Below are 26,400 nucleotides of genomic sequence, written 5' to 3' on the forward strand. Positions count from 1 at the left end.
TGCCTCACAATACGCTGATGAGCACACCCGACACCCGCAAAGCGCTTTGGCAGATCCACTTCTGTGTCCTGCTGTGGGGCGTCACCGCCATCCTCGGCAAGTTGATCACCCTGCCCGCGCTGCCGCTGGTGTGGTGGCGGATGCTGCTGGTGGTGGCGATGCTGGCACTGCTGCCGCGGGTCTGGCGCGGGCTGCGCACGTTGCCGCTGCGGCTGGTCGCCGGCTATGCCGGCATCGGCGCGCTGGTCGCGTTGCATTGGCTGACGTTCTATGGCGCGGTGAAGCTGGCCAATGCCTCGGTTGCTGCGACCTGCATTGCACTGGCACCAGTGTTCACCTCGATCATCGAACCGTGGGTGGCCAAACGCCCGTTCCAGATGCGCGAGCTGGCCTTCGGCCTAGCCGTGCTGCCCGGTGTGGCGCTGGTGGTGGGCGGCGTGCCCGATGGCATGCGCCTGGGCGTGCTGATCGGCGCGCTCTCTGCCCTGCTGGTGGCAGTGTTCGGCTCGCTCAACAAGCGCATGGTCAGCCATGCCGATCCGTTGACGGTAACTGCGCTGGAGCTGGGCGCCGGCACCATCACCCTGACCCTGCTGGCGCCGCTGATGCCGTACCTGCTGCCGGCGCTGGCCAGCCCATTGTGGATCGTTCCTGATCTGCACGACGGCATCCTGCTGCTGGTGCTGGCCGGTGTCTGCACGCTGCTGCCGTTTGCCCTGGCCCTGGTCGCGCTGCGCCACCTCAGCGCCTACACCGTGCAGCTGGTCACCAACCTGGAGCCGGTCTACGCCGTGTTGCTGGCCGTGGTGCTGCTGCGCGAGCAGCACGAAGTCACCCCGTGGTTCTACCTGGGCGTGGCGATCATCGTCGGTGCTGTGTTCCTGCATCCGCTGCTGAACCGCCGCAAACGCGTGCAGCATCCGGAGATCCTCGGCACCTCCGAAGCGCGCAACATCGCCGATTGAGCGCGTCCGCGCATTGCGCGGATCTTCCCGGTACCGGTCTCAGCGCTGCGGCCAGTGCCAGGCCGGTGCATCCAGCAGGCCCTGCCCGCTCAGCAGCGTCCGCCCGTGCTCCTTGAGCAGGTGCATCGAGTGGCAGTGCGGCGCCTGCTCCAGCGCGGCGATCAAGCGTGTGGCATGCGATACCACCCAGACCTGGCTGCGCGCACTGGCGGCGATGATCAAGCGTGCCAGCGCCGGCAGCAGGTCCGGATGCAGGCTGGTCTCCGGCTCGTTGAGCACCAGCAGCGGCGGCGGCCGTGGCGTGTGCAGCGCCGCTGCCAGCAACAGGAAACGCAACGTCCCGTCGGACAGTTCGGCCATCGACAGTGGCCGCAGCAGACCGGGCTGGTGGAAGCGCAGCGCGAGCCGGCCATCCAGTTCCTCGAAGCTGACCGTCGCCCCCGGGAATGCATCCTCGACACTCTGCGCCAGCGCCTGCGGATCGCCGATTTCCAGGATCGTCACCCAGGCGGCGGCGAGGTCGCGGCCGTCGTGGTGCAGCACCGGGGTGCGGGTCGCCATCGACGGTTGTCGCGCCGGCGCATCGGCATCACTGCGGAAGTGGTCGTAGAAGCGCCAACGGCGGATGTACTCGCGCAAGGTGATGGCTTCCGGCATGCGCTGCGGATCGCCCACCTGGGTGAACAGGCTGTCGAACAGCGACAGCCGGTCGTCCACCAGGTCCCAGCCGCGCGCGTGCCGCTGCCGCACCAGCGCACCGCGGCGGTCGACCAGCAGGTTGGCGCTGCGCAGGAAGGGCCCCGCCCAGATCGCTTCGGCCTTGATCTGCGGATCCAGTGCGAAGGCCGATCGACTCGGCGGCGGATAGCCGAGGTCGATGGCGTAGCCGAATTCATCGGTGGCAAAGCCGAGCTTGAGCCCCACCGATTCCTGCCGCGGCCCGCCCTGCAGCGGGATCTCGCCGGCCAGCACGCGGCGGTCGATCTTTTCCGGACCGGCCCACAGCGCCGAACCCAATCCGCCCTCCCGCGCCAGCACCGCTGCAACGCCGCCCTGCGCGGTTTCCGCCAGCAGGCGCAGCGCGCGGTACAGGCTGGATTTGCCACTGCCGTTGTCGCCGGTGACGACGTTGAGCCGCTGCATCGGCAGCACCAGCTCGTGCAGTGATCGGTAATTGGCGATGGCCAGGGTCTGCAGCATGGTCGACGTCCTTGCAGTGAGACGCTGAGGGTGCCGTACGGGGATCGCAATGGCTGCGACTGCCCGCGAACGCCCGGGCCATCCACGCATGGCGTGGATCTACTGGTGCATCCGCGCGTGGCGTGGATCTACTGGTGCATCCGCGCGTGGCGTGGATCTACTGGTGCATCCACGCATGGCGTGGATCTACTGGTGCATCCACGCATGGCGTGGATCTACTGGTGGTTCCACCCGTGGCGTGGATCCACCGCAGCCGCACGGGCGGTCAGGGCGCCACTTCCACCCGGTTGCGGCCGGCACCCTTGGCCCGGTACAGCGCGGCATCGGCACGGGCCAGGGTCTGCTCGGAGGTTTCACCGGGCTGGTGCTGGGCCACGCCGATGCTGATCGTCACCGGGAAGCCCAGCGGCAGGTTGGACACCGCCACGCGCAGGAACTCGCATTGCAGCTCGGCGGTGCGCAGGTCCACGTCCGGCATCAGTGCGACGAATTCCTCACCGCCGTAGCGTGCGGCCATGCCGCGCCCGGCGAAGTGCGAGCGCAGCAGCGCCCCCAGTTCGGCCAGCACCCGGTCGCCGGTCGCATGGCCCTGGAAGTCATTGATGTGCTTGAAATGGTCGATATCCACCAGCGCTACGCAGGCCTGCCGGGCCTGGCCATCGGCGGCGACCACGGTTTCTCCCAGCGCTGCTGCCAGCGCGCGGCGATTGGGCAGGCCGGTCAGCGCATCGGTCCGGCTCTGTTCGGCCAGGTCGGCATTCTGTGCCAGCAGCAGGTCGTGGTAGTCCGACAGCAGCCGCTCGTAGTCGTCGCGCTCGAGCATGTGCTTCTGGATGTCCAGCGCGAAGCGGCGCAGCTCCATCACCAGCATCACCTGCCGCGACAGCGCGGCCAGCGCTTCGGCCTTGTCGCTTGCCAGGCGCTGCGGGCGCGCGTCGAACACGCACAGCGTGCCCAATGGCAGGCCGTCACTGCTGATCAGCGGTGCACCGGCATAGAAACGCACGTGCGGGTCGCCAGTTACTACAGGGTTGTCGTGGAAGCGCACATCCTGCAGCGCGTCCTCGACCACCATGATCTCCTGCGGCTGCAGGATGGCATGGCCGCACATCGAATCACTGCGCAGGGTCTCGGCCGCATCGATGCCCTGTATCGACTTGAACCACTGCCGCTCGACGTCGATCAGGGTCACGGCCGCCATCGTCGTGCCGCATACCGCCTTGGCAATGGCGACCAGATCATCGAACGAGCGTTCCCGTTCGGAATCGAGGATCCGGTAGCGGTACAGCGCCTCCAGGCGCAGCGCTTCGTTGGCGGGCTTGTCGGGCTTGATCATGCAGCGTCACGTTCCGGCAGGTCGCCGCAAAGTCTAGCGGATGTAGAGCCGCACCCATGCTCGGCTGCACCCGGTCAACGGCAGCCGAGCATAGGCTCGGCTCTACACACGTCGTTTACCAGTCCTGCTGCTGCGGCAACAGGCCGTGCAGCTCCTGCTCGGTCAGGTTGCGCCACTGGCCGGGCTTCAGCGCACCGATCTTGATGTTGTCGATGCGCACGCGGCGCAGCTGGGTCACGCGGTAGCCGAACTCGGCCGACATCAGCCGGATCTGCCGGTTCAGGCCCTGCTGCAGGGTGATGCGGAAACCGAACTTGGCGATCCGCGAGGTCTTGCATGGCAGCGTCATCTGGTCATGAATGCGCACGCCGCGGGCCATCGCGCGCAGGAATTCGTCGGTGACCGGCTTGTTCACCGCCACCAGGTATTCCTTCTGGTGGCCGTTTTCAGCGCGCAGGATCTGGTTGACGATGTCGCCGTTGCTGGTCATCAGGATCAGGCCTTCCGATTCCTTGTCCAGGCGGCCGATCGGGAAGATGCGCTGTTCATGGCCGACGAAGTCGACGATGTTGCCCTTCACCGTGCTTTCGGTGGTGCAGGTCACGCCCACCGGCTTGTTCAGCACGATGTACACGTGGCGGCGGGCGCCTGGCTTGCGGGCAGTGCGAACGCGCAACGGCTGGCCGTCGACCAGCACCTTGTCCTCCTCGCCGACCACCGCGCCGGTGCCGGCGGCATGGCCATTGACGGTGACGCGGCGGGCGGCGATCAGGCGATCGGCCTCGCGACGGGAGCAGAAGCCGGTGTCGGCGATGTATTTGTTGAGTCGGCTGGTCATCGCCCCATTATCCGGCATCGCCGCCCTTCCCGCCTCATGCCGTGGTCAATGGATCTTCGGTCTCGCCATCGAACACCCGGTTACGGCCACTGCGCTTGGCCACATACATGGCATGGTCGGCGCGCCGCAGCAGCGCGGCCAGGTCATCTTCGGCCGGCCGCCACTGTGCCAAGCCGATGCTCGCGGTCACCTCCAGGCCGGGCACCTGCAGGTCCCGGCAGGTCTCGGTGATGCGCTGGCGCAGGCGTTCCAGGCGGGCGGCAGCGATCTCCCGCGGCATGCCCGGCAACAGCAGCAGGAACTCCTCGCCCCCCATCCGCACCACCTGGTCCTCGCTGCGGACAGCGGCACGAAGCGCGCGCGCCACGGCCACCAGCACCTGGTCGCCGACCTCATGGCCGTGGCGATCATTGATGTCCTTGAACAGATCGATATCAAGGAAGCCGATCACCAGCGGGCCCCTCTCACGCTCGCCGCCCTGCAGATGCTGGGCCAGCTGGTGCAGGCCGGCGCGGCGGTTGGGCAGGCCGGTCAGCATGTCGGTCTCGGCGAGCTGGCGCATTTCATCACGCTGCTGGCGCAGCCGGCCCAGGCGCAGGTTGAGCGCGTAGGCCGCCATCATCAGCAGCCAGGTGACCGCCAGCTGCAGGGCCTCCACCCGGTACTCCATCAGCCAGTGCGCGCTGGCGGCGTCGGCCACGATCAGCACCAGCATCGGCGCCAGTGCGGCCAGTCCTGCCAGCGACCAGACATCGCCGCGCAGCCGGGCCCAGATGCCCATCGCCAACGACAGTGCGCAGCCGACGACGAAGGTCCCCTGCAGGATCTGCGCGACCACGCCCAGTCCATCGCGCTGCAACCACGGCACCACCGCCGCCAGCATCAGCAGGGACCACAACACCAGTTGCTGGGCCACGCGCGAACGTGGCAGTACGCGGTCACCGCCGTTCAGGCGCCACAACGCCGGCAACACCAGTGCCTGGGTGGCTGCAGTCAGTGCCAGCAGCCACCCGTCCCCGCGCGCGCCAACCCGCAGCCAGGGTTCGGGATAGCCGCTGAGGCCACCGAGGATCGACTGCCACAGCACCAGCACCAGGGTGGCGCCGATGTACATCAGGAAACTGCGGTCACGGGTGGTCAGATAGGCCATCAGCGCCGACAGCGCCAGCGCGATTGCCACGGCGATGCAGGCGGCGCGCACCAGCAGCCGGGCCGTGTCGTTCTGCTGTACCGGGCTGGGCGCACCCAGCTGCAATGTCGGCACCCAGCGCGCCTTCAGCGGTGTCTGCCAGGAGACCAGGAAGGGTTCGTGGCTGCCGGCAGCGGGTACCGCCACCATGCCGATGCCCGCCCGGAAGCGCGAATCGCGGGTGCGCGCGTCCTGCATGTTGCCGCAGATCTCGCGGTCACCGTGCTGCAGCCGCACTTCGCCGGCAAAGACATTGAAGACATCCAGCGCCTGCGGCTCGCCGGACCAGCCTTCTGGCGGTGCATTCACCTGTGTCTGCTGGCGCGGCCCGGCCAGCATCTCCGGCGTGCACGCGCGATGGGGCGTAGGTTCGGCCGTCGCGGTGCCGACCAGAAGATAATCGCGGCCGGCGTCGACGCTGCGCGCATGGCCCAGCCACGGCAACGCCAACCACACCAGCAGCAGGACAAGCACCGCCCCTGTTTCGAAACGCACCTGCCTGCCGCCCACGCCACGTCCTGTTACTGCTTACGTCCGCGCCCACTGCGCGTCGCCCCTGGCGGCATTATCGCAGTCGAAGGCACCGCCGATGTGTAGACCAAAGTGGCGGGGGTGTTGGCCGGGCTGCCGCCCGGCACCCGTAGAGGCCGGAGCCGAAGCAACAGCGAAAGCGGCTACCGAGGTGGGCGGGGCGGAATGGGCAGGCAGGACACGCCGTAAACCCGTCCATGGGGGCTCGATGGCGCCATCCATGGCGCCAACGGTCCTGCCTGCCCATACCGCCCCACCCCTGACAGTGTCCCGCCATCTGGTAGATCCACGCCGTGCGTGGATGGATGTTCATACCGATCTCGAAATCATTGAATGGATTGGATGTCATCCACGCATGGCGTGGATCTACGCGTCGACCCACCAAGAGCAGGCCATGCCATCCAGACAGATTGCGGAGATCTGTCGAAGGCGGGGTGGGTCCGGTTGCGGGGGCGTGAGCGCCATGGGCCCGAGGCATGCCTCGGGCGGGTTGGGCAGGACGCCCAACCCCGGTCTTGCCGTGTGCGCAGGACAGCGCACACGAGCAAGGCGCGACCGAGCTTACATGGACGTACTTGCAGCGTCCGCCGCAACCGGACCCACCCCGCCATCCCACGGATAGCCGCTGTTGCTGTTGCTGCTGAGGTTGCCGGCCAGCGGCCGGCACTACCGCGGGTGCCGGGCGCAGCCCGGCCGCAGCACCATCAGCCGGCAGCCGATGGCCCCTGCGTGCCGGCCAACCGCATCGGCCGCAGGTCGGCCAGGGTCAACCGTTCCAGTGGCTGCGGCCGTTCGATGGCATAGCCCTGCAGGCCCTGCACCCCCATCCCGGCCAGCGCCTCGGCCACTTCAATGGTCTCCACCCACTCGGCCACCACCTCCATCTGCAGTTCGCGGCCCAGCTCGCTGATCGCACGCACGCTGGCACGACTGACCGGATCGGTATCCATGTCACGCACGAAGGCACCATCGATCTTCAGCATGTCCGCCGGCAGCTGCCGCAGATAGCCGAACGAGGACAGGCCCGAGCCGAAATCATCCAGCGCCACCCGGCATCCGCGCGCCTTCACCGCGTCGATGAAGGCTCGTGCCTGGCTCAGGTTGCCGATTGCCGCAGTTTCGGTGATCTCGAAGCAGAGCTTGGACGCCAGCGCGCGGTTGCGCTCCAGCAGGTCGCAGACGAACGCCAGGAATCCCGGCTCGGCGATCGACTGCGCCGACACGTTGACGTTGCACAGGCCCAGCTGGCGTACGTGCGCCGGGCACACCTGCAGGTGGCGGAACAGCAGGCCGAGCACGTGCCGGTCCAGTACCACCGCCATGCCGTAACGCTCCACCGCCGGCATGAACTGGCCCGGCAGGTGCAGCACGCCATCGCTGTCGCGCATGCGCACCAGCACTTCGTAGTGCAGGTAGGACGGATCGCCCACCTTGGCGATGCGCTGCGCATACAGCAGCATCCGGTTCTCGGCCATGGCACGACTGACCCGCTGCAGGCGCTCGGCCTCCAGCCGCCGTTCTTCCAGGGCCAGCCGGTTTTCGTTGAAGCAATGCACGCGGTTGCGACCGGCCTGCTTGGCTGCATAGCAGGCACTGTCGGCGGCGCTCATCAGCCAGTTCGCGTCCGGCGCCTCGGCCGTGACTTCGACCACGCCCACGCTGCAGCTCAGCTGCGGACTGCCTTCGCTGATCGGGAACGTGGCCTGGCCGAGGTTGCGGATCAACCGCTGCAGTACGCGCTTGGCTTCATCCTGGTTGGCGCGGGCGAGGAACACCGCGAACTCGTCCGCACCCAGGCGCCCCACCCAGTCGCCATCACGCACCGCGCCGACCAGGTACTCGGCGAAGCTGCGCAGCATCTGGTCGCCGGCCGCGTGGCCGAAGCTGTCGTTGACCAGCTTGAAGTGGTCCAGGTTGATGTAGCCCAGTGCGTGGGTTCCACCGTCGGAGCGGACCTGCAGCAGCGACTTCTCCAGCAGGCGCTCGATCTCGCGACGATTGATCAGCCCCGTCAGGGGATCGTGGCTGGCATGGTGTTCGATCTCGCGCGCCAGGGCATGGTTCTGGCTGACATCCTCGACGATGGCGAACACCGACAGGCGGCCGTCGGCGGTGCGCACGCCGGTACCACTCCAACGCCCCCACACCAGGCTGCCATCGCGGCGTCGGAAGCGCAGCTCGCCCGGCCGCAACTGGCGATCCCAGTCGATACGGCCAGCCTCATCGATGACCAGCTCGCCCTCCATCAGCAGCTCGGCCAGCGACATCTGCAGCAGCACGTCCCGGCGATGGTCGAGGATGTCGGCCATCGCCTGGTTGGCCTCCACCACCCGGCCGCTGGCATCCAGCTTGAGCATGCCGACGTTGGCCTGGTAGAAGGCCGCCCGGAAGCGGCTCTCGTGCTCGGTCAGGTCCTTGCCGACCCGGCGGGCCAGGGCAACCGCCATCAGGCTGATCAGCAGGACCGACAGGCCGCCTACGGCCAGGGTCGCGATGCGCACCGCGCGGGCCATGCGCAGCAGCGCCTGCGAGAACGCCTGCGCCTGCTCGCGCAGCTGGTGGTCGATGCCACGCAGCCGGTGCAGGTAGTCATCCACGGTCGCCTCGTCCAGCGGCCCCGCGCCATGGCGGCGCTGCAGCTCCTCCGACAACGCCTGCAGGGCCAGCAGGTCCGCGTCGGTCTGCCGCCACAACCAGGTGGCCTCGCGGAAGGCACCGACATTGCGCGCATGGCGGAACGAGAAGATCAGCCGTGGAATGTCGGCGCGGGCATTGCCCCCACGCAGGAAACCGGCGCGGGCTGTCGCCTCGTCCGGTTCGGGTTGCTCCAGCGCCTTGCGAGCCTGCAGGTCACCCAGCGGAACCTGAAGTGCCCGCTGGGCATCCTGCAGATCCTGCAGATGGCCGCGCGCCAGGTAACGGCTGAGCGCTGCGGTGGCGTCCTGCTGCCCCCGCGACCAGTAGCCCTGCCCTGCGATCCACGCGGTCGATGCCGCCTGCAGCTCCTGGATCACGGCCGACAGCGCGACCAGTCCGATCGCCATGCCCGTCAACAGCGCAAATCGCAGTCCCAGCCCGCGGGTCATCGGTACCCGTCGGCGCTGTTGGTCCATGCCACTTCTACCCATCCTGGATCCCCCGAATGTGCTGCGGTGACAATCTCCTACGGAACCGGGCCAGCCTAGGACCGGGGATGTGTGGGCCATGCGAAACCGGACCCGGCGGGTGATCGGCAGCGGCGGCCGGGCCGGCCTGACCTCTTGAAAACGACAACGCCAGCCCGGAGGCTGGCGTTGTTCATCTACTTCTGCGCGGCTTAGAAGCTGCGCGGGCCGCGCGGCTTGTTGAAGCCATCACGACGCGGCGGACGGCTGTCGCGGTCGCCGCCGGGGCCACCCGGACCACTGCGACGCGGAGCACCCGGGCCACCCGGACCGCCCGGACCACGCTTGTCGAAGCGCGGCTTGAACGGACGCGGCGCCGGATTGACCTCTTCACCGGCCGCCAACGGACGCATCTGCAGCTGCTGGCCGGACACCCATACCTTCTGCAGGTGGGTCAGCACGTCCGACGGCATCTGTGCCGGCAGATCCAGCAGCGAGAAGTCGTCGTGGATGTCGATGCGACCGATGAAGCGGCTTTCCAGGCCGGCTTCGTTGGCGATGGCACCGACGATGTTGGCCGGCTTCACGCCGTGCTGGTGGCCGACCGAGATGCGGTAGGTCTCCATGCCCTGCTCCGGTGCGCCGCGCGGCGGCACGTCACGGCGCGGACGCTGCTCGAAGCCACCCTCGGCATCGTCACGACGCGGACCACGCTCGAAGCGCGGGCCGCGCTCGTTGCGGTCGCCACGTTCCGGGCGCTCAGTGCGCTCGAAACGCTCACGCGGCGCGCGCTCTTCGCGCGGTGCACGCACCGGCGGCTGCAGCAGGAACGGGGTATCGCCCTGCATCATCTTGGCCAGTGCGGCGGCCACTTCGATGGCCGGCACGTTCTGCTCGGATTCGAAACGCTCCAGCAACTGGCGGTAGAAGTCCAGGCCGCCCTGGCCCAGGGTCTCGGTGATGCGCGAGGTGAACTTGTTGATGCGGTTGTCGTTGACCGCTTCCACGCTCGGCAGCTGCATTTCTTCGATCGGCTGGCGGGTCGCACGCTCGATCTGGCGCAGCATGCCCTTTTCGCGCGGGGTGGCGAACAGGATCGCCTCACCGCTGCGGCCAGCACGGCCGGTACGGCCGATACGGTGCACGTAGCTTTCGGTGTCGTACGGAATATCGTAGTTCAGCACGTGGCTGATGCGCTCCACGTCCAGGCCACGGGCGGCCACGTCGGTGGCGACCAGGATGTCCAGCTTGCCTTCCTTCAGCATGGCGATGGTGCGCTCACGCTGGGCCTGCTGCATGTCACCGTTGATGGCGGCAGCGGCCAGGCCACGGGCCTGCAGCTTGCTGGCCAGTTCCTCGGTGCCGGCCTTGGTGCGCGCGAAGACGATCATCGCGTCGAACGGCTCGACTTCCAGGATGCGGGTCAGCGCGTCCAGCTTGTGCATGCCGCTCACCCACCAGTAGCGCTGGCGGATGTTGGCCGAGGTGGTGGTCTTGGTCGCGATGGTGACTTCGACCGGGTCCTTCAGGTAGGTCTGCGCGATGCGACGGATGGCCGGCGGCATGGTGGCCGAGAACAGCGCCACCTGGCGCTTCTCCGGCAGCTTCTTCAGCACCGCTTCGACGTCGTCGATGAAGCCCATGCGCAGCATTTCATCGGCTTCGTCCAGCACCAGCGTCTTCAGCTCGGACAGGTCCAGCGTGCTGCGGTTCAGATGGTCGATGACGCGGCCGGGGGTACCGACCACGATGTGCACGCCGCGGCGCAGGGCCGTCAGCTGCTGGCCGTAAGGCTGGCCGCCGTACACAGGCAGCACGCGGAAGCCGGGGATCTTCGAGGAATAGGACTGGAACGCCTCGGCAACCTGGATGGCCAGCTCGCGGGTCGGGGCCAGCACCAGGGCCTGCGGCTTGATCTGCTGCAGGTCGATGTTGGACAGCACCGGCAGCGCGAAGGCTGCGGTCTTGCCGGTACCGGTCTGGGCCTGGCCCAGCACGTCGCGGCCTTCCAGCATCGCCGGGATGGTGGCAGCCTGGATCGGCGACGGCGTTTCGTAGCCGATGGCAGTGACAGCCTGCATGACAGAATCGGACAGGCCGAGCTGCGCGAACTGCAGCTGCGCTTGGGTTTCTTGGGACATGGGGAACTCCGAAGGCACTGCCACGAGCATGGCAGGCGAAAAAAAGGGGGATTCCGCGCTTTGGGCGCCCTTCTTATCGCGTGCCCTGGCGCTGCTCGGTTGAAGCTGAGGTTTCACTCGCTCAGAGCGGAATGATACCGCACTGTTCCTGAACATGGTGTACAGGAAGCCATCGGCATGCCGTTACGGCCCGCCGTGGCGCACAATAGGCGCCCATTTTACCGCTGCGGGCTCTGTCCTTCAGCGCCTGCCCCAGGAAACCCCGTTCCATGCAGATCCTCGAATTCGACCTCGACGGCGACTACGTCGAACTCAAGCAGTTGCTCAAGCTGGCCGACCTGGTCACCAGCGGTGGCGAAGCCAAGATGGTCATCAGCGAAGGCCTGGTGCTGGTCGATGGCGAGGTCGAGCTGCGCAAGGCCTGCAAGATCCGCGCAGGCCAGGTGGTCGAGTTCAACGACAGCCAGATCCGGGTACTGGCCGCCGTTTGAGTCACCGCGCTGCCGTCAGGCCACGCGCTGGGTCAGGTGGGCGGCAATCAGCTGCCGGAACGGCGCCACCCCCTGCGCCACCCGCAACCCGGCCGCGCGCAACAGGCGCGCCGGCCGGCGGTCATCGGTATACAGGCTGGCGACCGCATTGGTCGCCTCATACAGCGGCCGCGCTGACAGCCGATGTCCGCGCTGGTAGCTGCCCAGCATGCCGGCGGCGGCGATGTCCGCCCCGCGCCGCTGCTGCTCGGCGATGCCCTGCGCCAACCGCTGCGCACTGGCCAGGCCCAGGTTGAAACCATGTGCGGTGACCGGGTGCATGCCCACCGCGGCATCACCGATCAATGCCGAACGCTCGCCGACGAAGCGCTGCGCATATACCCCGACCAGGGGATAAGCCTGCGGCGTCGCCACCGGCTGCATCCGTCCCAGACGGTGTTCGAAGAAACCGCTGATGGCGTCCCCGAACGCGATCTCATCCATCGCCAGCAGTTCTTCGATCTGCCGCGGCGGCAGGGTGATCACCGCCGATGCCTGGCCTTCGTTGAGCGGCAGCAGTGCCATGGTGCGGCCATAGCCGAACCACTCCCACGCCGTGTGGTGATGATCGCGCTCGACCTGCATGCGGCACACCAGCATCGACTTGCCGAAGTCACGCATCTGCGCACCGATGCCGAGCATGCGGCGGGTGCCGGAGAAGCGGCTGTCGGCGCACACCAGCAGGCGCGCGTGCAGTTCGCTGCCATCATCCAGGCGCACCACGTGGCCCTGGCTGTCGGCGCGCACCGCCTGCACCTTGCGACCATCGAACAGCTCCAGCCCGTCCTGGCCCTGCACCGCCTGCCACGCCGCGCGGCGGATCAGATGATTGGGCACCAGCCAGCCCAGCGGCTGGCCATCGATCTGGCTGCTGGCAAAGGTCAGCGCGAATGGCGACCCGCCGTTCATCACCCGCGCATCGCGCAGCTCGGCAATCTCGGCTTCGGGCAGGCGTTGCCACAGGCCCAGTTGTTCCAGGCTCTGCCGCGACGCATGGGTCAGGGCGATTTCACGGCCATCGAAGGCGGCCTCGGCCAAGGCCTGGCGCGGCTGCGCCTCGACCAGCCCCACCTGCAGGCCAGTGCCGGCCAGCGCGCGCGCAAAGCACAACCCGGCCGGTCCGGCGCCGACCACCACCACGTCCATCCTGCGCATGCGCGCCTCCTGCCGTTGATCCAGTCGCGGCCAGCATAGCGCCGCGTGCCTGACCGGCCTTGATCTGGATCAGCTGTACTTCACAGCAGCGCGAACACCAGCGCCAGGATCGCCAGGATCGACACCAGCCAGACCAGGCTGCGCACATAGGGAATGCCGGCCGCATACAACGGCAGGTACACCACACGCGCCCAGAAGTAGACCTGCGCGGCCAAGGCGGTGGCATCGCTGCCACGCCCGGCCACCACCACCGCGATCGCAGCGGCGGCGAAGAACGGGAAGGTCTCGAAGAAGTTGGATTGCGCCCGCTGCAGCCGCCCCGCCAGCGGGCTCAGCGGCTTGGACGAGTCGTCGCGTGCCGAGGCGTTCCATTTCATCCCGCGCTCGCGGGTGACCACGGTGGAGGCGGCGAAGATGTAGACGAAACCCAGCAGCATCGCCCACGCCAGCATCGTCAGTTCGGTGGTCATCGTCGTTCTCCGTCAGGGGCTGGATGCACGCAGGCTGTAACCGGCCAGGCGCCAGGTCTGGTCTTCATCGAAGCGGAACGACACCAGCTCGCGTACCGGCTGCGCGCTGTTGGCGAAACGGGTCGGGAAGCTGACGTTGATGTACAGGCCCTCGGGCACGGCCGCACCTGCAGCGTATTTCACGCGGGTGATAGTCGGCTGGCCACGCCCGGCCATCGCGCCCAGTCGCGTGCGGTCTGCCGCAAGCTGGCTGACGAAGGCGGCCTTGGGCACCGCGCGGCGGGCAACAGCCGAGGCGCCGTCCCACAACTCACCCGCCCGATTGGCGTCGACCAGTTGCGCGGCCTTCAATGCGGCGCTGCCCATTTCCGCGTCCTGTTTCTGCACCTGCGCCTGCTGGGCAGCACTCAGCACCGGCGTAGCAGCCGTCGCCGGTTTCGCGGCGGTCGGGGCGCTCGCCGCGGGGCGCGCCGGGGCCGGCGCGGGCGTGGCCGGTGCAGGCGTTTGCGCCAGTGCAGCCAGGGGCAACAGGGACAGCAGCAGGAGCACGCGCTTCATGGACACCGCCGGTTCGATGGAAAGAACCGCAGTCTACGCCAGCGCGGTGAGTGGCCCGTCAGCGCGCCTGGACGCTGCCCTCCACCGCGCCAGCGTCGGCCTGCGCCGCCGGTGCAGCGGACGTCGCCGGCAGCTGCTCGGCCACCGGCGGCTGCTCCGGCGGCGCCGGCGGCAGCGTGGCCACGTCGATCTCCGACAGCGGGCTTTCCTCCGGGCATACCGGATCGGGGAAGCCGAAGCGCTGTTTCAGCGACTGGCCACAGCTGTTGATCGATTCCATGTCGGCGCCATCGCGCTTGCACTGTTGGTCGAAGGCCACCAGGAAGGCATCCTTGCGCTGCACGAAGTCGTCGCCACAGGCACGCATCTGCTTGATCCGCTCAAGGTCGTCCTGCACCGCGTTGGTGCCGTCCAGGCCGTACTGGCGAAGCTCTTCGGCCGTCAGCAGGCGCAGGCTGCGGTTGGGCACGGTCATCATCAGGTCGGCCACGCCCACCGCCACGCCATTGCGCTGCAGATAGTCCTTCACGTTGTCATAGACCTCGTGCAGCTCGCGGTTGAGTTCCGCGCGCGAGGTGGCCTTGGAGCTGATGCGCATCATGCGATGGATGCCGACCTTGCCGGTCAACAGGCGGTTGTCACCGGCAGCCAGCACGAACACGCAGGCGCTGTGGCAGATCGAACCTTCGCGCACCCAGATGGTCCAGCCGGATTCACCGATGCTGTCACCGGCGACGATGGCCGATTCCACCTGGCCACCACTGGAATCCAGATCGAGGATGCGCTTGTGGATCTGCAGCTCGTCGGCCACCACGGCCAGCCGCCACATCATCTCGGCAAACCCGGGGTTGATCTTGCCGTTGTAGCGCACGCGCAGCAGGCCACGCTCGGCACACGGCGCCAGGGCCTGCTTCAGCTGTTCGCGCTGCAGCCCTTCCAGTTCGAGGCCATCGCCGCCTTCGCCGGCGTAGTCGGTGCCGCAGCTGATCCACGCCTTGCCATTGTCCAGCTGGGTCTGCGGCCAGGGCCGATCGGCACTGCTGCGTGCCTGTGCCGGCGGCGGCGGCGCATCGGCGGCATTGATCGACACCATGTTCTCGCCATCGCTGGCCGGGGCACGCGTGGCCTTGTCGGCGGCAGTGACGTTGCCGGGGTTCTCCAACTGACTGCAGCCCGCCAGGGCCAGGCACAACAGGGGCAACCAGCGGAGTTTGGCGGACATCGGGCAACCGGATTTCGGACAGGTAAGAACCACAGTCTACCTGCCCCTGCCGCGCATTCAGCGCGCGCCACTGAACCGCTTCTGACCCTTAACCCTTGTCATTCCCCATTCCGGCGTCGTCCCAAATCCCACCCACGCATGGCGCGGATCCATGTGTCGACCAAGGTCGACACCCACCAAGAGCAGACCATGCCATTTCGACAGTTCGCGGAAATCTGTCGAAGGCGGGGTGGGTCCGGTTGCAGGGGCGTGAGCGCCATGGATGGCGCGACCGAGCTTACATGGACGTACTTGCAGCGCCCCCTGCAACCGGACCCACCCCGCCATCCCATGGATCGCCCGCTGTTGCTGTTGAGGTTGCTGTTGAGGTTGCCGTTGCCGTTGCCCCCCGCGGGTGCCGGGCGCAGCCCGGCCGACCGCCCCCAGCATCCATGTCCGAATATGGCGAGTACAGTCCCCCGGACGCGCCTAGACTGGCGCCATGGATACCGCCCTCGCCCTCGACACCGCCGCCTGCGACCGCGCCCGCCTGGCCCGTGATGCGCGCTTCGACGGCGTGTTCTTCACCGCCGTGCGCAGCACCGGCATCTACTGCCGGCCGGTGTGCCCGGCGCCGCCACCGAAGCCGCGCAACATCACCTATTACCCCACGGCTGCTGCCGCCGCTTCGGCCGGCTATCGTCCCTGCCTGCGCTGCCGGCCCGAACTGGCCCCGTTGGCACAACAGGCACTGGCCGGACAGGCCGTGCAGCGTGCGTTGGCGCTGATCCACGCGGGCTTCCTGCAGGACCAGCCGGTGGCCGACCTGGCCGGGAAGATCGGCCTCAGCGCACGCCAGCTGCAACGCCTGTTCGTCGAACGGCTGGGGGCAACGCCCGGGCAGATCCACGCGACCCATCGCCTGCTACTGGCCAAGCAGCTGCTGACCGAAACCACGCTGCCGGTGACCGACGTGGCGCTGGCCGCTGGTTACAACAGCCTGCGCCGCTTCAACACGGCCTTCCTGCAGGGCTGCGGCATGGCACCTACCGTATTGCGCCGCCAGCACCATCCACTGGCCGCCGACGATGGCGGTCTGGTGCTTCGCCTGGGCTATCGACCGCCGCTGGATTTCCCGCGGATGCTGGCATTCCTGCGCAAGCGCAGCCTGCCCGGCATCGAGCTGATCGGTGAAGACAGTTACCAGCGCGTACTGGGCACAGCCGAGCGCCCCACCCTGCTGCGCGTCACCGCCGATCCGAAGCGGCCCGAGCTGCGCCTGCAGCTGGGCGCGGTCGACCCGCGCCTGATTCCGGACATCGTGCGCCGCGTGCGTCGGGTGTTCGACCTGGATGCCGACCTGCAGCAGGTGCACGCAGCACTGGGCGACGAACCGTTGCTGGCACGTGGCATCGACGAGCGACCTGGCCTGCGCGTACCGGGCGGCTGGGACGGCTTCGAGGTGGGCGTGCGCGCGGTGCTGGGCCAGCAGGTCAGCGTGGCGGCGGCGACCACATTCGCACGCCGGCTGGTCGACGCCTACGGCGCGCACCTGCCCGGCATGCCGTCTGAATTCGACCGGCAATTTCCGGCGCCGGATGTGCTTGCCGAAGCCCCACTGGAATCGATCGGCCTGCCACGCAGCCGCGCCGCCACCGTGCGCGCACTCGCCGCAGCCTGCGCCAGCGGCCAGCTCGACTTCGGGCCGGGCCAGGCACTGGAGGATTTCGTCGCCCGTTGCGTGGCCCTGCCCGGCATCGGCCCATGGACGGCGCAGTACATCGCCCTGCGCGGGCTCGGCCAGCCTGATGCCTTCCCCGCCGGTGATCTGGTGCTGCAGCAGGTGCTGGGCCATGCACAGGGCCAGCGTCTCAGCGAACGCGCCACCGAAGCACGTTCGCAATCGTGGCGCCCATGGCGCGCCTATGCCGTGCTGCATCTGTGGCACCTGTCCGGCACTTTCGTTGGAGAACCCTCATGAACCTGTTGTTCGATCGCTTCGACACACCGATCGGTGAACTCACCATCGCCGGGGATGACAATGGCCTGGCCCACGTTCTGTTCCCGGAAAACCGCCATCCTGCGCGCGGCCGCGAGCACTGGCTTTACGCGCCCGGCGCATTGCCGGAGGCGCGCGAACAGTTGCTGCAGTACCTGCATGGTGAGCGCAGCGATTTCGACCTGGTGCTGGCACCGCATGGCACGCCGTTCCAGCTGCGCGTGTGGCATGCGCTGGCGTTGATTCCCTTCGGCCAGACCTGGAGCTACCTGCAGCTGGCGCAGCAGCTGGGCCAGCCGACGGCGACCCGTGCGGTCGGCGCGGCCAATGGTCGTAATCCGTTGCCGATCGTGCTGCCCTGCCATCGCGTGATCGGCAGCAACGGTACGTTGACGGGCTTTGGTGGCGGGCTCGAAACCAAGGCGGCATTGCTGCGGCTGGAGCAGCGGCAGGCGCCGTTGTTTGCATGATGTTTGCTGGCCGGGCTGCGCCCGGCACCCGCTGCAGGCCAGAGCAACATCGACATCAACGTCAACGTCAAAAGCGGGCTATCCGTGGGTGGGCGGGGCGGTGTCGGATTGCGGGGACGCCGTAAACCCATCCCTGGGGCTTGGCCGCGGCATCCATGCCGCGGACACCCCGCAATCCGACACCGCCCCACCCCTGACAGGTTCCCGGTGGCCAGTAGATCCACGCCATGCGTGGATGGAAGCATCCGTAATCTGTCTGGAGAAGAGCCCCCTTGTTGTTCAAGGGCGCGGGGACAAGGTGAAATGCGTGGACACGTGGCGCCCAAGGGCGCCACGTGTCTTTGGTACGTCATTGCCGCGGATTATCATGGGCGGATGACATCCGTACGCCTGACCTGCACGCTGGCGCTGCTGCTGCCCCTGGCCGCCTGCACCACCACGCCTTCGCCTTCGACCATCGCCGCGGCAAACGGCACGAACGCGCCCCCGGCCACGCCGCCGAAGCTGCTGCTGATCTCCATCGACGGCCTGCGCGCCGATGCGCTGGATCGCGGCCTCACCCCGAACCTGCAGCGGATCATCGACGGTGGTGTGCGTGCGCGCTGGATGACGCCCTCCTATCCGTCACTCACCTTCCCCAACCACTACACGCTGGTCACCGGCCTGCGCCCGGACCACCACGGCATCATCAACAACAGCATGGATGATGCTGAGCTGGGTCGCTTCGCGCTGCACGACCGCACTGCGGTGACCACCAGCGGATGGTGGGGCGGCGAACCGATCTGGGTGGGTGCCGAGAAGGTCGGCGTGCGCACCGCCACCACCTCATGGCCGGGCAGCGAAGCCGAGATCCAGGGCACGCGGCCCAGCCAGTGGCGCATCTACAACGCCAAGGAACCCTTGCAACAGCGCGCGCAGACCGTGCTCGACTGGCTGTCGCAGACCGATGCCGATGCGCCGCGCCTGACCACGCTATACATGGAGCACGTGGACAAGGCCGGCCACAACTTTGGGCCGGACTCCAGGCAGTACACCGATGCCATCGTGCAAGCCGACCGGATCATCGGCCAGGTGCTTGATGGCCTGCAGCAGCACGGCCTGACCGATACCACCAACGTGATCGTGGTCTCCGACCATGGCATGGCGTCGGTGCCGGAGGGCAAGGTGATCGCCCTCGAATCGATGGTTGATCCCAGCATTGCGCGCAACGTCAGCCCGGGCCAGTCGGTCGGCTTCGCGCCGGTGGCGGGACATGAGGCAGAGGCCGAGCGCGCCCTGCTCGGCCGTCATGCCCAGTACGAATGCTGGAAGAAGGAAAACCTGCCGGCGCGCTGGCACTACGGCAGCCATCCGCGCGTGCCGGCAATCGTCTGCCAGATGGATGAGGGCTGGGACGCGCTGACGCGCGAGAAGATCGCCAAGCGCGAGCATGCCGATCGCGGCTCGCATGGTTACGACAACGCGTTGCCGTCGATGCGCGCAGTGTTCGTGGCTCGTGGTCCTTCATTCCGGCAGGGCCTGGTGATCGACGGTTTCGACAACGTCGACCTCTATCCGCTGCTGGCGCACCTGCTGCAGGTGCCGGAAGCGGCCAACGATGGCAATCCGGAAACGCTGAAGCAGACCCTGCGTTGAATACGTTGTAGAGCCGAGCCCATGCTCGGCTGCATTGCGCCAGCCGAGCATGGGCTCGGCTCTACAAAAACGGGCAAAAAAAAAACGCGGCGCCGAGCGCCGCGTTTTCTTTGGACCGGTCGGTCGGCGGATCAGCCGGCCTTGGCCACTGCCTTCTTGGCCACAGCCTTCTTCGCCGGAGCCTTGGCCACGGTCTTCTTGGCAACCGGGGCAGCGGCGCCTACGGCGACCTTGCTCGCGGTGTGCGAACGGGCGTTGCCGTAGCTGGCGTTGTAGCGCTTGCCCTTGGCGGTCTTGCGGTCACCCTTACCCATGTCTTCAACTCCTCAAATGTGAAATCTGGTTACCCCGTACTGACACGGGTTCGGCGGGGCCGCCTTGCTGGGCGCCCCCGCGCACGATCGGAAAGCCTACCACGGAGCACCTAGTGCGCGCAGCTGGCGTCATGTACGTGGCCGTGGTTCAGGCGCAGGTTGACCAGGTGCGCGATGCCGACCAGCAGCCCGCCCAGGGTCATCACCACCGCGTGCGGCACCGCGTTGTGGTGCAGCGGGTCGTAGAGCACGCCGGCCCACAACGCGACCAGTCCGGGAATCAGGAACGCCAGCGCACGCAGCGCGCCGTGCCGCCGGTAGCCCCAGACCAGGCTGAACAAGCCCAGCAGTGTCACGAACACCACCAGCGCTTTTTCCACGCCATCACTGAGCCAGAAAGACAGGCCCAGCGACGGCGCCGCTGCCAGCAGCAGCGGAATCACCGCGCAATGCACCGCGCACAGCATCGAACCGGTGGCGCCGAAGCGATCGAGCAGGTGGCGCAGGCGTGAGGGCAAAGGCATGACTTCCAGCAGGGCGGCGAATCGTTATGGAATAATATAACATCGTTTCCCGACCCGCACGGTTCCGCTGCCCCTGTCCCGCCGACGGGATTCGTGCGCCACCCTATTGATACAATGTAACAAAGGACCGCCCATGCCCTCCCACCACCCTCGTTTCAAGCCGCATTCCCTGGCCTTGGCGCTCGCTGCGCTGCTGCCGTCCGTCGCCTTTGCGGCCTCCGACGATGATTCGCATCGTGACCGCCACCTGACCGAGCTGTCCTCGGTGCAGGTCACGGCGTCGCCGCTGCAGGGTGATGCCGAATCGCTGGCACGTCCGGTTGAAGTGCTGGCCGGTGAGCGCCTGGATGAGCAGAAGGCCGGCACCCTCGGCGACACCGTGGCCAAGCTGCCCGGCGTGCAGAGCACCTTCTTCGGCCCCGGTGTCGGCCGCCCGATCATCCGCGGCCAGGAAGGCCCGCGCGTGGCCGTGCTGTCCAACGGCATGGGCAACATGGACGCCTCCACCGTCAGCGCCGACCACGCCACCAGCATCGAGCCGTTCCTGGCCGACCAGATCGAAGTGCTGAAGGGCCCTGCAACCCTGCTGTTCGGCAGCGGCGCGATCGGCGGCGCGGTGAACGTGGTCGATGGCCGCATCGCGCGCGAACTGCCGGACCGTCCGCTCAGCGGCCGCGCCGAACTGCGCGGCAACTCGGTCAACGACGAGCGCAGCGGCATGTTCCGCCTTGACGGCGTGAGCGGCAACGTCGTGCTGCACGTGGATGGCCTGGTGCGCAATGGCGACGACTTCCGCATTCCCGGCTACGCGGTGATCGACGGCCTGGAAGACCACCACGATGACCACGACCACGCAGGCGAGGAAGGCGAAGAGCCGCGTCGCGGCCACCTGGACAACAGCTCCATCCGCACCCGCGCCGGCGGCGTCGGCGCCACCTGGCTGGGCGAAGGCGGCTACTTCGGCGTCTCGGCCAGCACCTATCGCACCAACTACGGCATTCCCAACGGCGCCCATGTGCATGCCGACGGCGATGGCCACGACCATGGTCACGACCACGACCATGGCGAGGAGGAGGAAGGTGAAGAGCATGACGTGCGCATCGACATGGTGCAGAACCGCTTCGAGACCAAGGCCGGCATCTACAACCCGGTGTCGTTCCTGAAGAACATCAACGCGCGCGTGGCCTACACCGACTACGAACACGTGGAGCTGGAAGCCGGCACGCCGTCCACCCGCTTCACCAACCGCGGCATCGAAGGCCGCCTGGAAGCAGTGCAGCAGCAGATCGGCGGCTGGGACGGCGCCTTCGGCCTGCAGGTCGGCAACAGCGATTTCGGCGCAAAGGGTGAAGAAGCTTTCGTGCCGGATACCGGCACCAAGAACATCGGCGTGTTCGTGCTGCAGGAAAAGCAGTTCGGTCCGTTCAAGCTGGAACTGGGCGGTCGACACGACCAGGTCAAGCTGGACCCGACCGGCGACTACCAGCGCCGCAAGTTCGATGCCACCAACCTGTCGGCCGCCGGCATCTGGAAGCTCAACGATGCAGTCGACCTGCGCATCGGCGTGGACAGCTCCGAGCGCGCACCGACCAATGAAGAGCTGTACGCCGCCGGTGCACACATCGCCACCCGTTCGCTGGAAATCGGTGATGCCAACCTGAAGACCGAGCGCGGCCAGCGCATCGAACTGGGCATCCACACCCACAGCGAACGCCTCGATTTCTCCGCCGCGATCTATCAGACCAAGTTCAAGGACTTCATCTATCTGGCTGACACCGGCGTGACCGAGAGCCTGCCGGTGCGTGCCTGGACCCAGCAGGACGCGGTGTTCAAGGGCGCCGAGGCCGAAGCCCTGGTGCACCTGTTCGAAGGCGTTGCCGGCGATTGGGACCTGCGCGTGTTCGGCGACTACGTGCAGGCCAAGCTGGACGGCAACGGCAGCCGCACCCTCGACATCGCCGTGCCGCACGGTGACCACAACCACAACTACAGCGTGGAGCTGGCCAACACCGGTTACCTGCCGCGCATCGCACCGGCCCGTGTAGGCGCCGACCTGCGCTGGGCGAAGGATGGCTGGCGTGCCTCGGTGGGCGCGGTGCGTTACAGCCGGCAGAAGGACGTGGCGCAGAACGAGGCGCCGAGCAGCGGCTACACCCTGGTTGATGCGCACCTGGCCTACCGCTGGGACCGCAGCGGCAGCAACAGCTACGAGCTGTTCCTGGACGGCAGCAACCTGACCAACCGCGAAGTGCGTCCGCACACCTCGCTGCTGAAGGATTACTCGCCGCTGCCGGGCCGTGGTGTCGCCTTCGGTATCCGCGCGTTCTTCTGATGGGGCATCCACGCATGGCGTGGATCTACTGATAAGCGCATCCACGCATGGCGTGGATCTACCGACTTTGATGGCTACGTGCTGTCGTTCTCTCCCGGGGGGCCCAGGTTGGCCCCCCGTTTTTTTGGTCATCCCAGTTGCCCCTCACGCGGGCGTCACAAAGATGTGCGTACGACAACAAGCGGACAATCCCGTCGCCATTCGTCTCTCGCCATCCGGACATGTTTGTCCGAAAATGAAGCCATGACCACCCAACGTGCCGATGCTGCTGCCCGCCGAGCCCTCATCCTCGATGCCGCCGACCATGTGTTCGGCCAACATGGCGTTACCGCGCCGCTGGACCTGGTGGTGGAGCGTGCCGAAGTCGGCCGCGCCACCCTGTACCGCAATTTCCCCGACCGTACGGCGCTGATCCAGGCCCTGCTGCAGCGCACGGTCGACCGCATCCGCCGCCAGGTCGAGCAGCTTGGCGACCGCGACGATGCCCTGTTCGAGGTGTTCGAAGGCATGGCCCAGCGCATCGTCGATTCGCCGGCACTGGCCGATTACTGGCGCGCGGTCGATTCGGACGTGCCGGCCATGCGCACCGCGCGCGAGACCGTGCGCGACCTGCTGGAAGCGCCCATCGCCCGTGCCAAGGCCGCTGGCCTGTGCCGGCCGGACCTGGAGAAGACGGATATTTCACTGATCTCGGGCATGCTGGGTGCGGCCCTGCGCGGCAAGACCCGCGATGAGCGCGCCCAACTGGCCGGGCGTGCCCTGCAGCTGCTGCGCGGGGGACTCCAGGGAGCAGCCAGCGGGGAACGCTGATGGTGCAGCCGTACCTCAAGCCGGTTCCGGATTGGGAGGAGCACGAGAAGCCGACCATGCCCGGTTCGGCGTCGATGCCGTGGCACCCACCCTATCGGCGTGCAGCCTATGCACTGGTCTCGCTGCTGGTGGCCATCACCGGCGGCCTTGGCAACGCGCTGGTAACGGCCAACCTGCCTTTCCTGCAGGGACAACTGTCACTCACGCCCACCCAGGGCAGCTGGCTGGTCGCCGCCTACGCCATGGTCAATGTGACCGCCAACCTGCTGGCCTTCAAGTTCCGCCAGCAGTACGGCATCCGCCTGTTCGCCGAGATCGGCCTGGGGCTGTATGCGGCGCTGGCGGTGCTGCACCTGTTCGTCGGCAGTTTCGAGACCACCATGCTGACCCGCGCCGCCAGCGGTTTCGCCGGCGCGGCATGTTCGACGCTGGGCACGCTGTACATGCTGCAAGCCCTGCCGCGACGTTTCACCGGCAACCTGCTGGTGGTCGGCGTTGGCCTGTCGCAGCTGGCGGTGCCGATTGCCTGGATCGTCTCGCCCGGCCTGGTCGATACCGGCCAATGGCACCAGCTGTATTCGTTCGAAGCGGGGCTGGCGCTGTGCGCGTTTGCCGCCGTGGTGGTGCTGAAGCTGCCGCCAGGCGTGCAGGTGAAGGCGTTCGAGCCACTGGATTTCCTCACCTTTGCCCTGCTCGCGCCCGCCGTCGCCCTGCTGGTGATCGTGCTCGCGCAGGGCTACACGCGCTGGTGGCTCAACACGCCGTGGCTGGGCTGGGCGCTGATCGCTTCCATCGCGCTGACCACCACCGCCCTGATCATCGAACACTACCGGCGCAATCCGCTGCTGCAGATCCGTTGGCTGTCGACGCTGCCGGTGATGCACTTCATCGTCGGCGCCTTCCTGATCCGCTTCCTGACCACCGAACAGTCCTACGGCGTGGTCAACCTGATGCGCACCCTGGGCATGGGGCCGGACCAGATGCGGCCGCTGTGCGTGGTGATCCTGGCCGGCGTGGTGACCGGCATCGCCGGCGCGGCGATCACCTTCGGCCCGAAGCGTCTGATCGCGCAGTTGCTGTTGGCGATCCTGCTGCTGGGCGCGGCCGCGTTCTTCGACCAGCACCGCACCAGCATGGACCGGCCGCACGACTTCTACGTCAGCCAGTTCCTGGCTTCGGTGGGCGCCGGCATGTTCATGGGCCCGTTGATCATGCTCGGCATTTCCGCCGCGCTGAAACAGGGTGTGGACCACATGATCACCTTCCTGGTGACCTTGTCGATCACCCAGACACTGGGCGGACTGGCCGGCTCGGCCGTGCTGGGAACGTTCCAGCTGCATCGCGAGCAGCTGTATTCCAGCGCCTTGACCAGCCAGCTCGATCCAGCCGATCCGGTGGTGGCGCAGCGCCTGCGCATCCAGCAGCAGCTGTACGCAGCGCAGATCACCGACCCGGTGCTGCGCAGCGCACAGGGCAGTGCGCAGCTGGCACAGACCACCCGCCGCGAAGCCAACGTGCGTGGCTTCAATGATGTGTTCACCCTGAGCGGCTGGCTGGCGATCGGTTTCCTGTGCTGGTTGCTGCTGCTGTCGCTGCGTACCGCCGTGCGCAAACAATGGCGCAAGCGCCATCCTTCCTCCCCCGCTGCGGTTGCGACCGCGGCACCGCGCTGAGTCCATCGCCATGCCTCCCGTCCCGCCCCGTCCAGACGACACCGACGCTGCCGAGAACGTCACCCCGCCACCGCCCACCGATGCGGCACCGGCGGCAACGCCTGCCGCGCCCGCCGCCGCACCGAAGTACCTCAAGCCGAGTTCGCGCAGCGTGGTGGTGATGGTGGTGGTGGCGTTGCTGGGCATCGCGCTGATCCTGCGCGCCTGGCACCTGTGGCCGTTCACCAGCAGCGTGATGGTGACCGACAACGCCTATGTGCGCGGGCAGATCACGGTGATGGCGCCGCAGGTCAACGGTTACGTCACCGAGGTACTGGTGAAGGATTTCCAGCACGTGAAGCAGGGCGAGCCGCTGCTGCGCATCGACGACCGCATCTATGCGCAGCGGGTGGCGCAGGCCCAGGCCACGCTGGACAGCGCGCGCGCGGCGCTGGCCAATTCGGACCAGTCGCAGGCGCAGAACCGCGCGCAGATCGCTTCGGCGCAGGCCACGCTGTCGGCGGGACAGGCTGAGCTGCAGCGCTCGCGCAATGAAGCCAAGCGCTACGAGGAACTGGCGGCGCAGCAGCTGGTATCGATCAACGACCGCGACAAGTTCCGTACCAGCCAGGCCTCGGCACAGGCCAGCGTGCAGCAGGCGCAGGCGCAGATCCGCATCGCCGAGGAGACCCTGGTCTCGACCCAGGTCTCGCGCAAGAGCCTGGAGGCACAGGTGGAAAGTGCGCAGGCACAGCTTGAACTGGCGCGCATCGACCTGGCCAACACGGTGATCCATGCGCCGCGCGATGGGCAGATCAGCGAGGCCAGCGTGCGCGTGGGCCAGTACGTGGCGGCCGGCTCGCAGCTGCTGTTCCTGGTGCCGGATGCATTGTGGGTGGTGGCCAACTACAAGGAAGGCCAGACCTGGAAGATGGCGATCGGGCAACCGGCGTCGTTCTCGGTGGATGCGTTCCAGGGCCAGGTGCTGCGTGGCCGCGTGGAAGAGATCGCGCCGGCCACGGGCTCGGAGTTCAGCGTGCTGCGCCCGGACAATGCCAGCGGCAATTTCACCAAGGTGGTGCAGCGGTTGCCGGTGCGGATCTCGATCAACGGGGAGCAGGAACTGGCGGCGCGGTTGCGGCCGGGCATGTCGGTGATCGTGCGGGTGGATACTGCGACGAAGCCGATGGACTAGGCGCTGGCTTGCTTGACTGCGCGGCTTCGTCGAAGGCAGCGAACGGCGGAGCCCCTCGTGGCGGATCGTTGCGGTTGGATTGGTGGGATTGGCCGGGTGGGTGAGGCAGGCGGGACACGCCGTGAACCTGTGGTGGTCAAGTACTTCTGGACACTCCCAAAGGGAGTTCAGGCCACCTGCACTTCACGGAGCGCAGGTGGCACAAGGCCGTTGGCACTGTGCAGCCGACGGTGGTTGTACCAGTTCACAAA

The 26,400-nt window shown here is 67.5% G+C and carries 21 protein-coding genes; 9 read left to right on the forward strand and 12 right to left on the reverse strand.

Going from position 1 to position 26,400, the window contains the following annotated elements; translation table 11 throughout:
- Positions 1 to 17: 17 nt before the first annotated feature.
- Positions 18 to 965 (forward strand): DMT family transporter, encoded by a 948-nt coding sequence (locus tag CR919_RS19660; protein ID WP_099821458.1) that lies wholly within the window; start codon positions 18 to 20, stop codon positions 963 to 965.
- A 39-nt stretch (positions 966 to 1,004) separates the two neighbouring features.
- Here the strand turns inward: CR919_RS19660 and CR919_RS19665 are convergent, their stop codons facing one another.
- From CR919_RS19665 to CR919_RS19690, 6 genes are all read right to left on the reverse strand, one after another.
- On the reverse strand, positions 1,005 to 2,165 hold the full coding sequence (locus tag CR919_RS19665) for an AAA family ATPase (RefSeq protein WP_099821459.1): 1,161 nt from the start codon (positions 2,163 to 2,165) through the stop codon (positions 1,005 to 1,007).
- Between the two features lie 265 nt (positions 2,166 to 2,430).
- Positions 2,431 to 3,501 carry a sensor domain-containing diguanylate cyclase gene (locus tag CR919_RS19670; RefSeq protein WP_099821460.1) on the reverse strand — a complete coding sequence of 357 codons (1,071 nt, stop codon included), beginning with the start codon at positions 3,499 to 3,501 and terminating at the stop codon, positions 2,431 to 2,433.
- Between the two features lie 115 nt (positions 3,502 to 3,616).
- Positions 3,617 to 4,339 carry a pseudouridine synthase gene (locus tag CR919_RS19675; protein ID WP_099821461.1) on the reverse strand — a complete coding sequence of 241 codons (723 nt, stop codon included), beginning with the start codon at positions 4,337 to 4,339 and terminating at the stop codon, positions 3,617 to 3,619.
- A 34-nt stretch (positions 4,340 to 4,373) separates the two neighbouring features.
- A complete protein-coding gene (locus tag CR919_RS19680) occupies positions 4,374 to 6,038 on the reverse strand; it encodes a diguanylate cyclase (protein ID WP_099821462.1) in 1,665 nt (554 codons plus the stop codon).
- A gap of 725 nt (positions 6,039 to 6,763) precedes the next feature.
- On the reverse strand, positions 6,764 to 9,187 hold the full coding sequence (locus CR919_RS19685; protein WP_099821463.1) for an EAL domain-containing protein: 2,424 nt from the start codon (positions 9,185 to 9,187) through the stop codon (positions 6,764 to 6,766).
- A gap of 188 nt (positions 9,188 to 9,375) precedes the next feature.
- Positions 9,376 to 11,304, reverse strand: coding sequence for a DEAD/DEAH box helicase (locus tag CR919_RS19690; protein WP_025877722.1), 1,929 nt, complete (start codon positions 11,302 to 11,304; stop codon positions 9,376 to 9,378).
- 269 nt (positions 11,305 to 11,573) lie between these two features.
- On the opposite strand from CR919_RS19690, the gene CR919_RS19695 reads away from it, so the two are divergent.
- Positions 11,574 to 11,795 (forward strand): RNA-binding S4 domain-containing protein, encoded by a 222-nt coding sequence (locus CR919_RS19695; RefSeq protein ID WP_089239773.1) that lies wholly within the window; start codon positions 11,574 to 11,576, stop codon positions 11,793 to 11,795.
- Between the two features lie 15 nt (positions 11,796 to 11,810).
- Here CR919_RS19695 and ubiM read toward each other — a convergent pair whose 3' ends face one another.
- From ubiM to CR919_RS19715, 4 genes are all read right to left on the reverse strand, one after another.
- The gene (gene ubiM / locus CR919_RS19700; protein ID WP_099821464.1) at positions 11,811 to 12,989 is read right to left on the reverse strand and encodes a 5-demethoxyubiquinol-8 5-hydroxylase UbiM; all 1,179 of its coding nucleotides are present in this window, start codon (positions 12,987 to 12,989) and stop codon (positions 11,811 to 11,813) included.
- A gap of 80 nt (positions 12,990 to 13,069) precedes the next feature.
- The gene (locus CR919_RS19705) at positions 13,070 to 13,459 is read right to left on the reverse strand and encodes an MAPEG family protein (protein WP_099821465.1); all 390 of its coding nucleotides are present in this window, start codon (positions 13,457 to 13,459) and stop codon (positions 13,070 to 13,072) included.
- A 12-nt stretch (positions 13,460 to 13,471) separates the two neighbouring features.
- Positions 13,472 to 14,017 carry a DUF4019 domain-containing protein gene (locus CR919_RS19710; RefSeq protein WP_099821466.1) on the reverse strand — a complete coding sequence of 182 codons (546 nt, stop codon included), beginning with the start codon at positions 14,015 to 14,017 and terminating at the stop codon, positions 13,472 to 13,474.
- 58 nt (positions 14,018 to 14,075) lie between these two features.
- A complete protein-coding gene (locus CR919_RS19715; RefSeq protein ID WP_099821467.1) occupies positions 14,076 to 15,239 on the reverse strand; it encodes a hypothetical protein in 1,164 nt (387 codons plus the stop codon).
- A 481-nt stretch (positions 15,240 to 15,720) separates the two neighbouring features.
- Here CR919_RS19715 and CR919_RS19720 point away from each other — a divergent pair, with 481 nt between their 5' ends.
- The 3 genes from CR919_RS19720 (at position 15,721) to CR919_RS19730 (ending at position 19,322) form a co-directional block, all read left to right on the forward strand.
- Complete coding sequence (locus tag CR919_RS19720; protein WP_099821468.1) at positions 15,721 to 17,199, forward strand: DNA-3-methyladenine glycosylase 2; 1,479 nt, start codon at positions 15,721 to 15,723, stop codon at positions 17,197 to 17,199.
- Positions 17,196 to 17,687 carry a methylated-DNA--[protein]-cysteine S-methyltransferase gene (locus CR919_RS19725; RefSeq protein WP_099821469.1) on the forward strand — a complete coding sequence of 164 codons (492 nt, stop codon included), beginning with the start codon at positions 17,196 to 17,198 and terminating at the stop codon, positions 17,685 to 17,687. The genes CR919_RS19720 and CR919_RS19725 overlap by 4 nt, the downstream gene beginning before the upstream one ends.
- Before the next feature lie 375 nt (positions 17,688 to 18,062).
- On the forward strand, positions 18,063 to 19,322 hold the full coding sequence (locus CR919_RS19730; RefSeq protein ID WP_099821470.1) for an ectonucleotide pyrophosphatase/phosphodiesterase: 1,260 nt from the start codon (positions 18,063 to 18,065) through the stop codon (positions 19,320 to 19,322).
- 131 nt (positions 19,323 to 19,453) lie between these two features.
- Here CR919_RS19730 and CR919_RS19735 read toward each other — a convergent pair whose 3' ends face one another.
- Both CR919_RS19735 and CR919_RS19740 read right to left on the reverse strand, forming a co-directional pair.
- A complete protein-coding gene (locus CR919_RS19735) occupies positions 19,454 to 19,636 on the reverse strand; it encodes a 30S ribosomal protein THX (protein WP_025879339.1) in 183 nt (60 codons plus the stop codon).
- Positions 19,637 to 19,746: 110 nt separating this feature from the next.
- Complete coding sequence (locus CR919_RS19740) at positions 19,747 to 20,160, reverse strand: MerC domain-containing protein (protein ID WP_025879338.1); 414 nt, start codon at positions 20,158 to 20,160, stop codon at positions 19,747 to 19,749.
- Positions 20,161 to 20,293: 133 nt separating this feature from the next.
- Here CR919_RS19740 and CR919_RS19745 point away from each other — a divergent pair, with 133 nt between their 5' ends.
- The 4 genes from CR919_RS19745 to CR919_RS19760 all read left to right on the forward strand — a co-directional run bounded on the left by CR919_RS19745 (position 20,294) and on the right by CR919_RS19760 (position 26,149).
- Positions 20,294 to 22,492, forward strand: a complete 2,199-nt coding sequence (locus tag CR919_RS19745) for a TonB-dependent receptor (protein WP_099821471.1) — start codon at positions 20,294 to 20,296, stop codon at positions 22,490 to 22,492.
- Positions 22,493 to 22,735: 243 nt separating this feature from the next.
- Positions 22,736 to 23,302, forward strand: a complete 567-nt coding sequence (locus tag CR919_RS19750) for a TetR/AcrR family transcriptional regulator (protein ID WP_025879336.1) — start codon at positions 22,736 to 22,738, stop codon at positions 23,300 to 23,302.
- Positions 23,302 to 24,975 carry an MFS transporter gene (locus tag CR919_RS19755; RefSeq protein ID WP_099821472.1) on the forward strand — a complete coding sequence of 558 codons (1,674 nt, stop codon included), beginning with the start codon at positions 23,302 to 23,304 and terminating at the stop codon, positions 24,973 to 24,975. Before CR919_RS19750 ends, CR919_RS19755 begins: the two co-directional genes overlap by 1 nt.
- Before the next feature lie 10 nt (positions 24,976 to 24,985).
- Positions 24,986 to 26,149: an HlyD family secretion protein gene (locus tag CR919_RS19760; protein WP_099821473.1), complete on the forward strand. Its 1,164-nt coding sequence runs from the start codon at positions 24,986 to 24,988 to the stop codon at positions 26,147 to 26,149.
- Positions 26,150 to 26,400: the final 251 nt, after the last annotated feature.

Source organism: Stenotrophomonas sp. LMG 10879 (genome assembly GCF_002750935.1).
Classification (GTDB): Bacteria; Pseudomonadota; Gammaproteobacteria; order Xanthomonadales; family Xanthomonadaceae; genus Stenotrophomonas; species Stenotrophomonas lactitubi_B.

Coding starts and splice junctions, on each gene's coding strand:
- CR919_RS19660 (WP_099821458.1), top strand. CDS start 18: ATGAGCACACCCGACACCCGCAAAGCGCTTTGGCAGATCCACTTCTGT.
- CR919_RS19690 (WP_025877722.1), bottom strand. CDS start 11,304: ATGTCCCAAGAAACCCAAGCGCAGCTGCAGTTCGCGCAGCTCGGCCTG.
- CR919_RS19745 (WP_099821471.1), top strand. CDS start 20,294: ATGCCCTCCCACCACCCTCGTTTCAAGCCGCATTCCCTGGCCTTGGCG.
- CR919_RS19760 (WP_099821473.1), top strand. CDS start 24,986: ATGCCTCCCGTCCCGCCCCGTCCAGACGACACCGACGCTGCCGAGAAC.
- CR919_RS19685 (WP_099821463.1), bottom strand. CDS start 9,187: ATGGGTAGAAGTGGCATGGACCAACAGCGCCGACGGGTACCGATGACC.
- CR919_RS19725 (WP_099821469.1), top strand. CDS start 17,196: ATGAACCTGTTGTTCGATCGCTTCGACACACCGATCGGTGAACTCACC.
- CR919_RS19715 (WP_099821467.1), bottom strand. CDS start 15,239: ATGTCCGCCAAACTCCGCTGGTTGCCCCTGTTGTGCCTGGCCCTGGCG.
- CR919_RS19755 (WP_099821472.1), top strand. CDS start 23,302: ATGGTGCAGCCGTACCTCAAGCCGGTTCCGGATTGGGAGGAGCACGAG.
- CR919_RS19720 (WP_099821468.1), top strand. CDS start 15,721: ATGGATACCGCCCTCGCCCTCGACACCGCCGCCTGCGACCGCGCCCGC.
- CR919_RS19675 (WP_099821461.1), bottom strand. CDS start 4,339: ATGACCAGCCGACTCAACAAATACATCGCCGACACCGGCTTCTGCTCC.
- CR919_RS19750 (WP_025879336.1), top strand. CDS start 22,736: ATGACCACCCAACGTGCCGATGCTGCTGCCCGCCGAGCCCTCATCCTC.
- CR919_RS19740 (WP_025879338.1), bottom strand. CDS start 20,160: ATGCCTTTGCCCTCACGCCTGCGCCACCTGCTCGATCGCTTCGGCGCC.
- CR919_RS19695 (WP_089239773.1), top strand. CDS start 11,574: ATGCAGATCCTCGAATTCGACCTCGACGGCGACTACGTCGAACTCAAG.
- CR919_RS19710 (WP_099821466.1), bottom strand. CDS start 14,017: ATGAAGCGCGTGCTCCTGCTGCTGTCCCTGTTGCCCCTGGCTGCACTG.
- CR919_RS19735 (WP_025879339.1), bottom strand. CDS start 19,636: ATGGGTAAGGGTGACCGCAAGACCGCCAAGGGCAAGCGCTACAACGCC.
- CR919_RS19705 (WP_099821465.1), bottom strand. CDS start 13,459: ATGACCACCGAACTGACGATGCTGGCGTGGGCGATGCTGCTGGGTTTC.
- ubiM (WP_099821464.1), bottom strand. CDS start 12,989: ATGCGCAGGATGGACGTGGTGGTGGTCGGCGCCGGACCGGCCGGGTTG.
- CR919_RS19665 (WP_099821459.1), bottom strand. CDS start 2,165: ATGCTGCAGACCCTGGCCATCGCCAATTACCGATCACTGCACGAGCTG.
- CR919_RS19670 (WP_099821460.1), bottom strand. CDS start 3,501: ATGATCAAGCCCGACAAGCCCGCCAACGAAGCGCTGCGCCTGGAGGCG.
- CR919_RS19730 (WP_099821470.1), top strand. CDS start 18,063: ATGACATCCGTACGCCTGACCTGCACGCTGGCGCTGCTGCTGCCCCTG.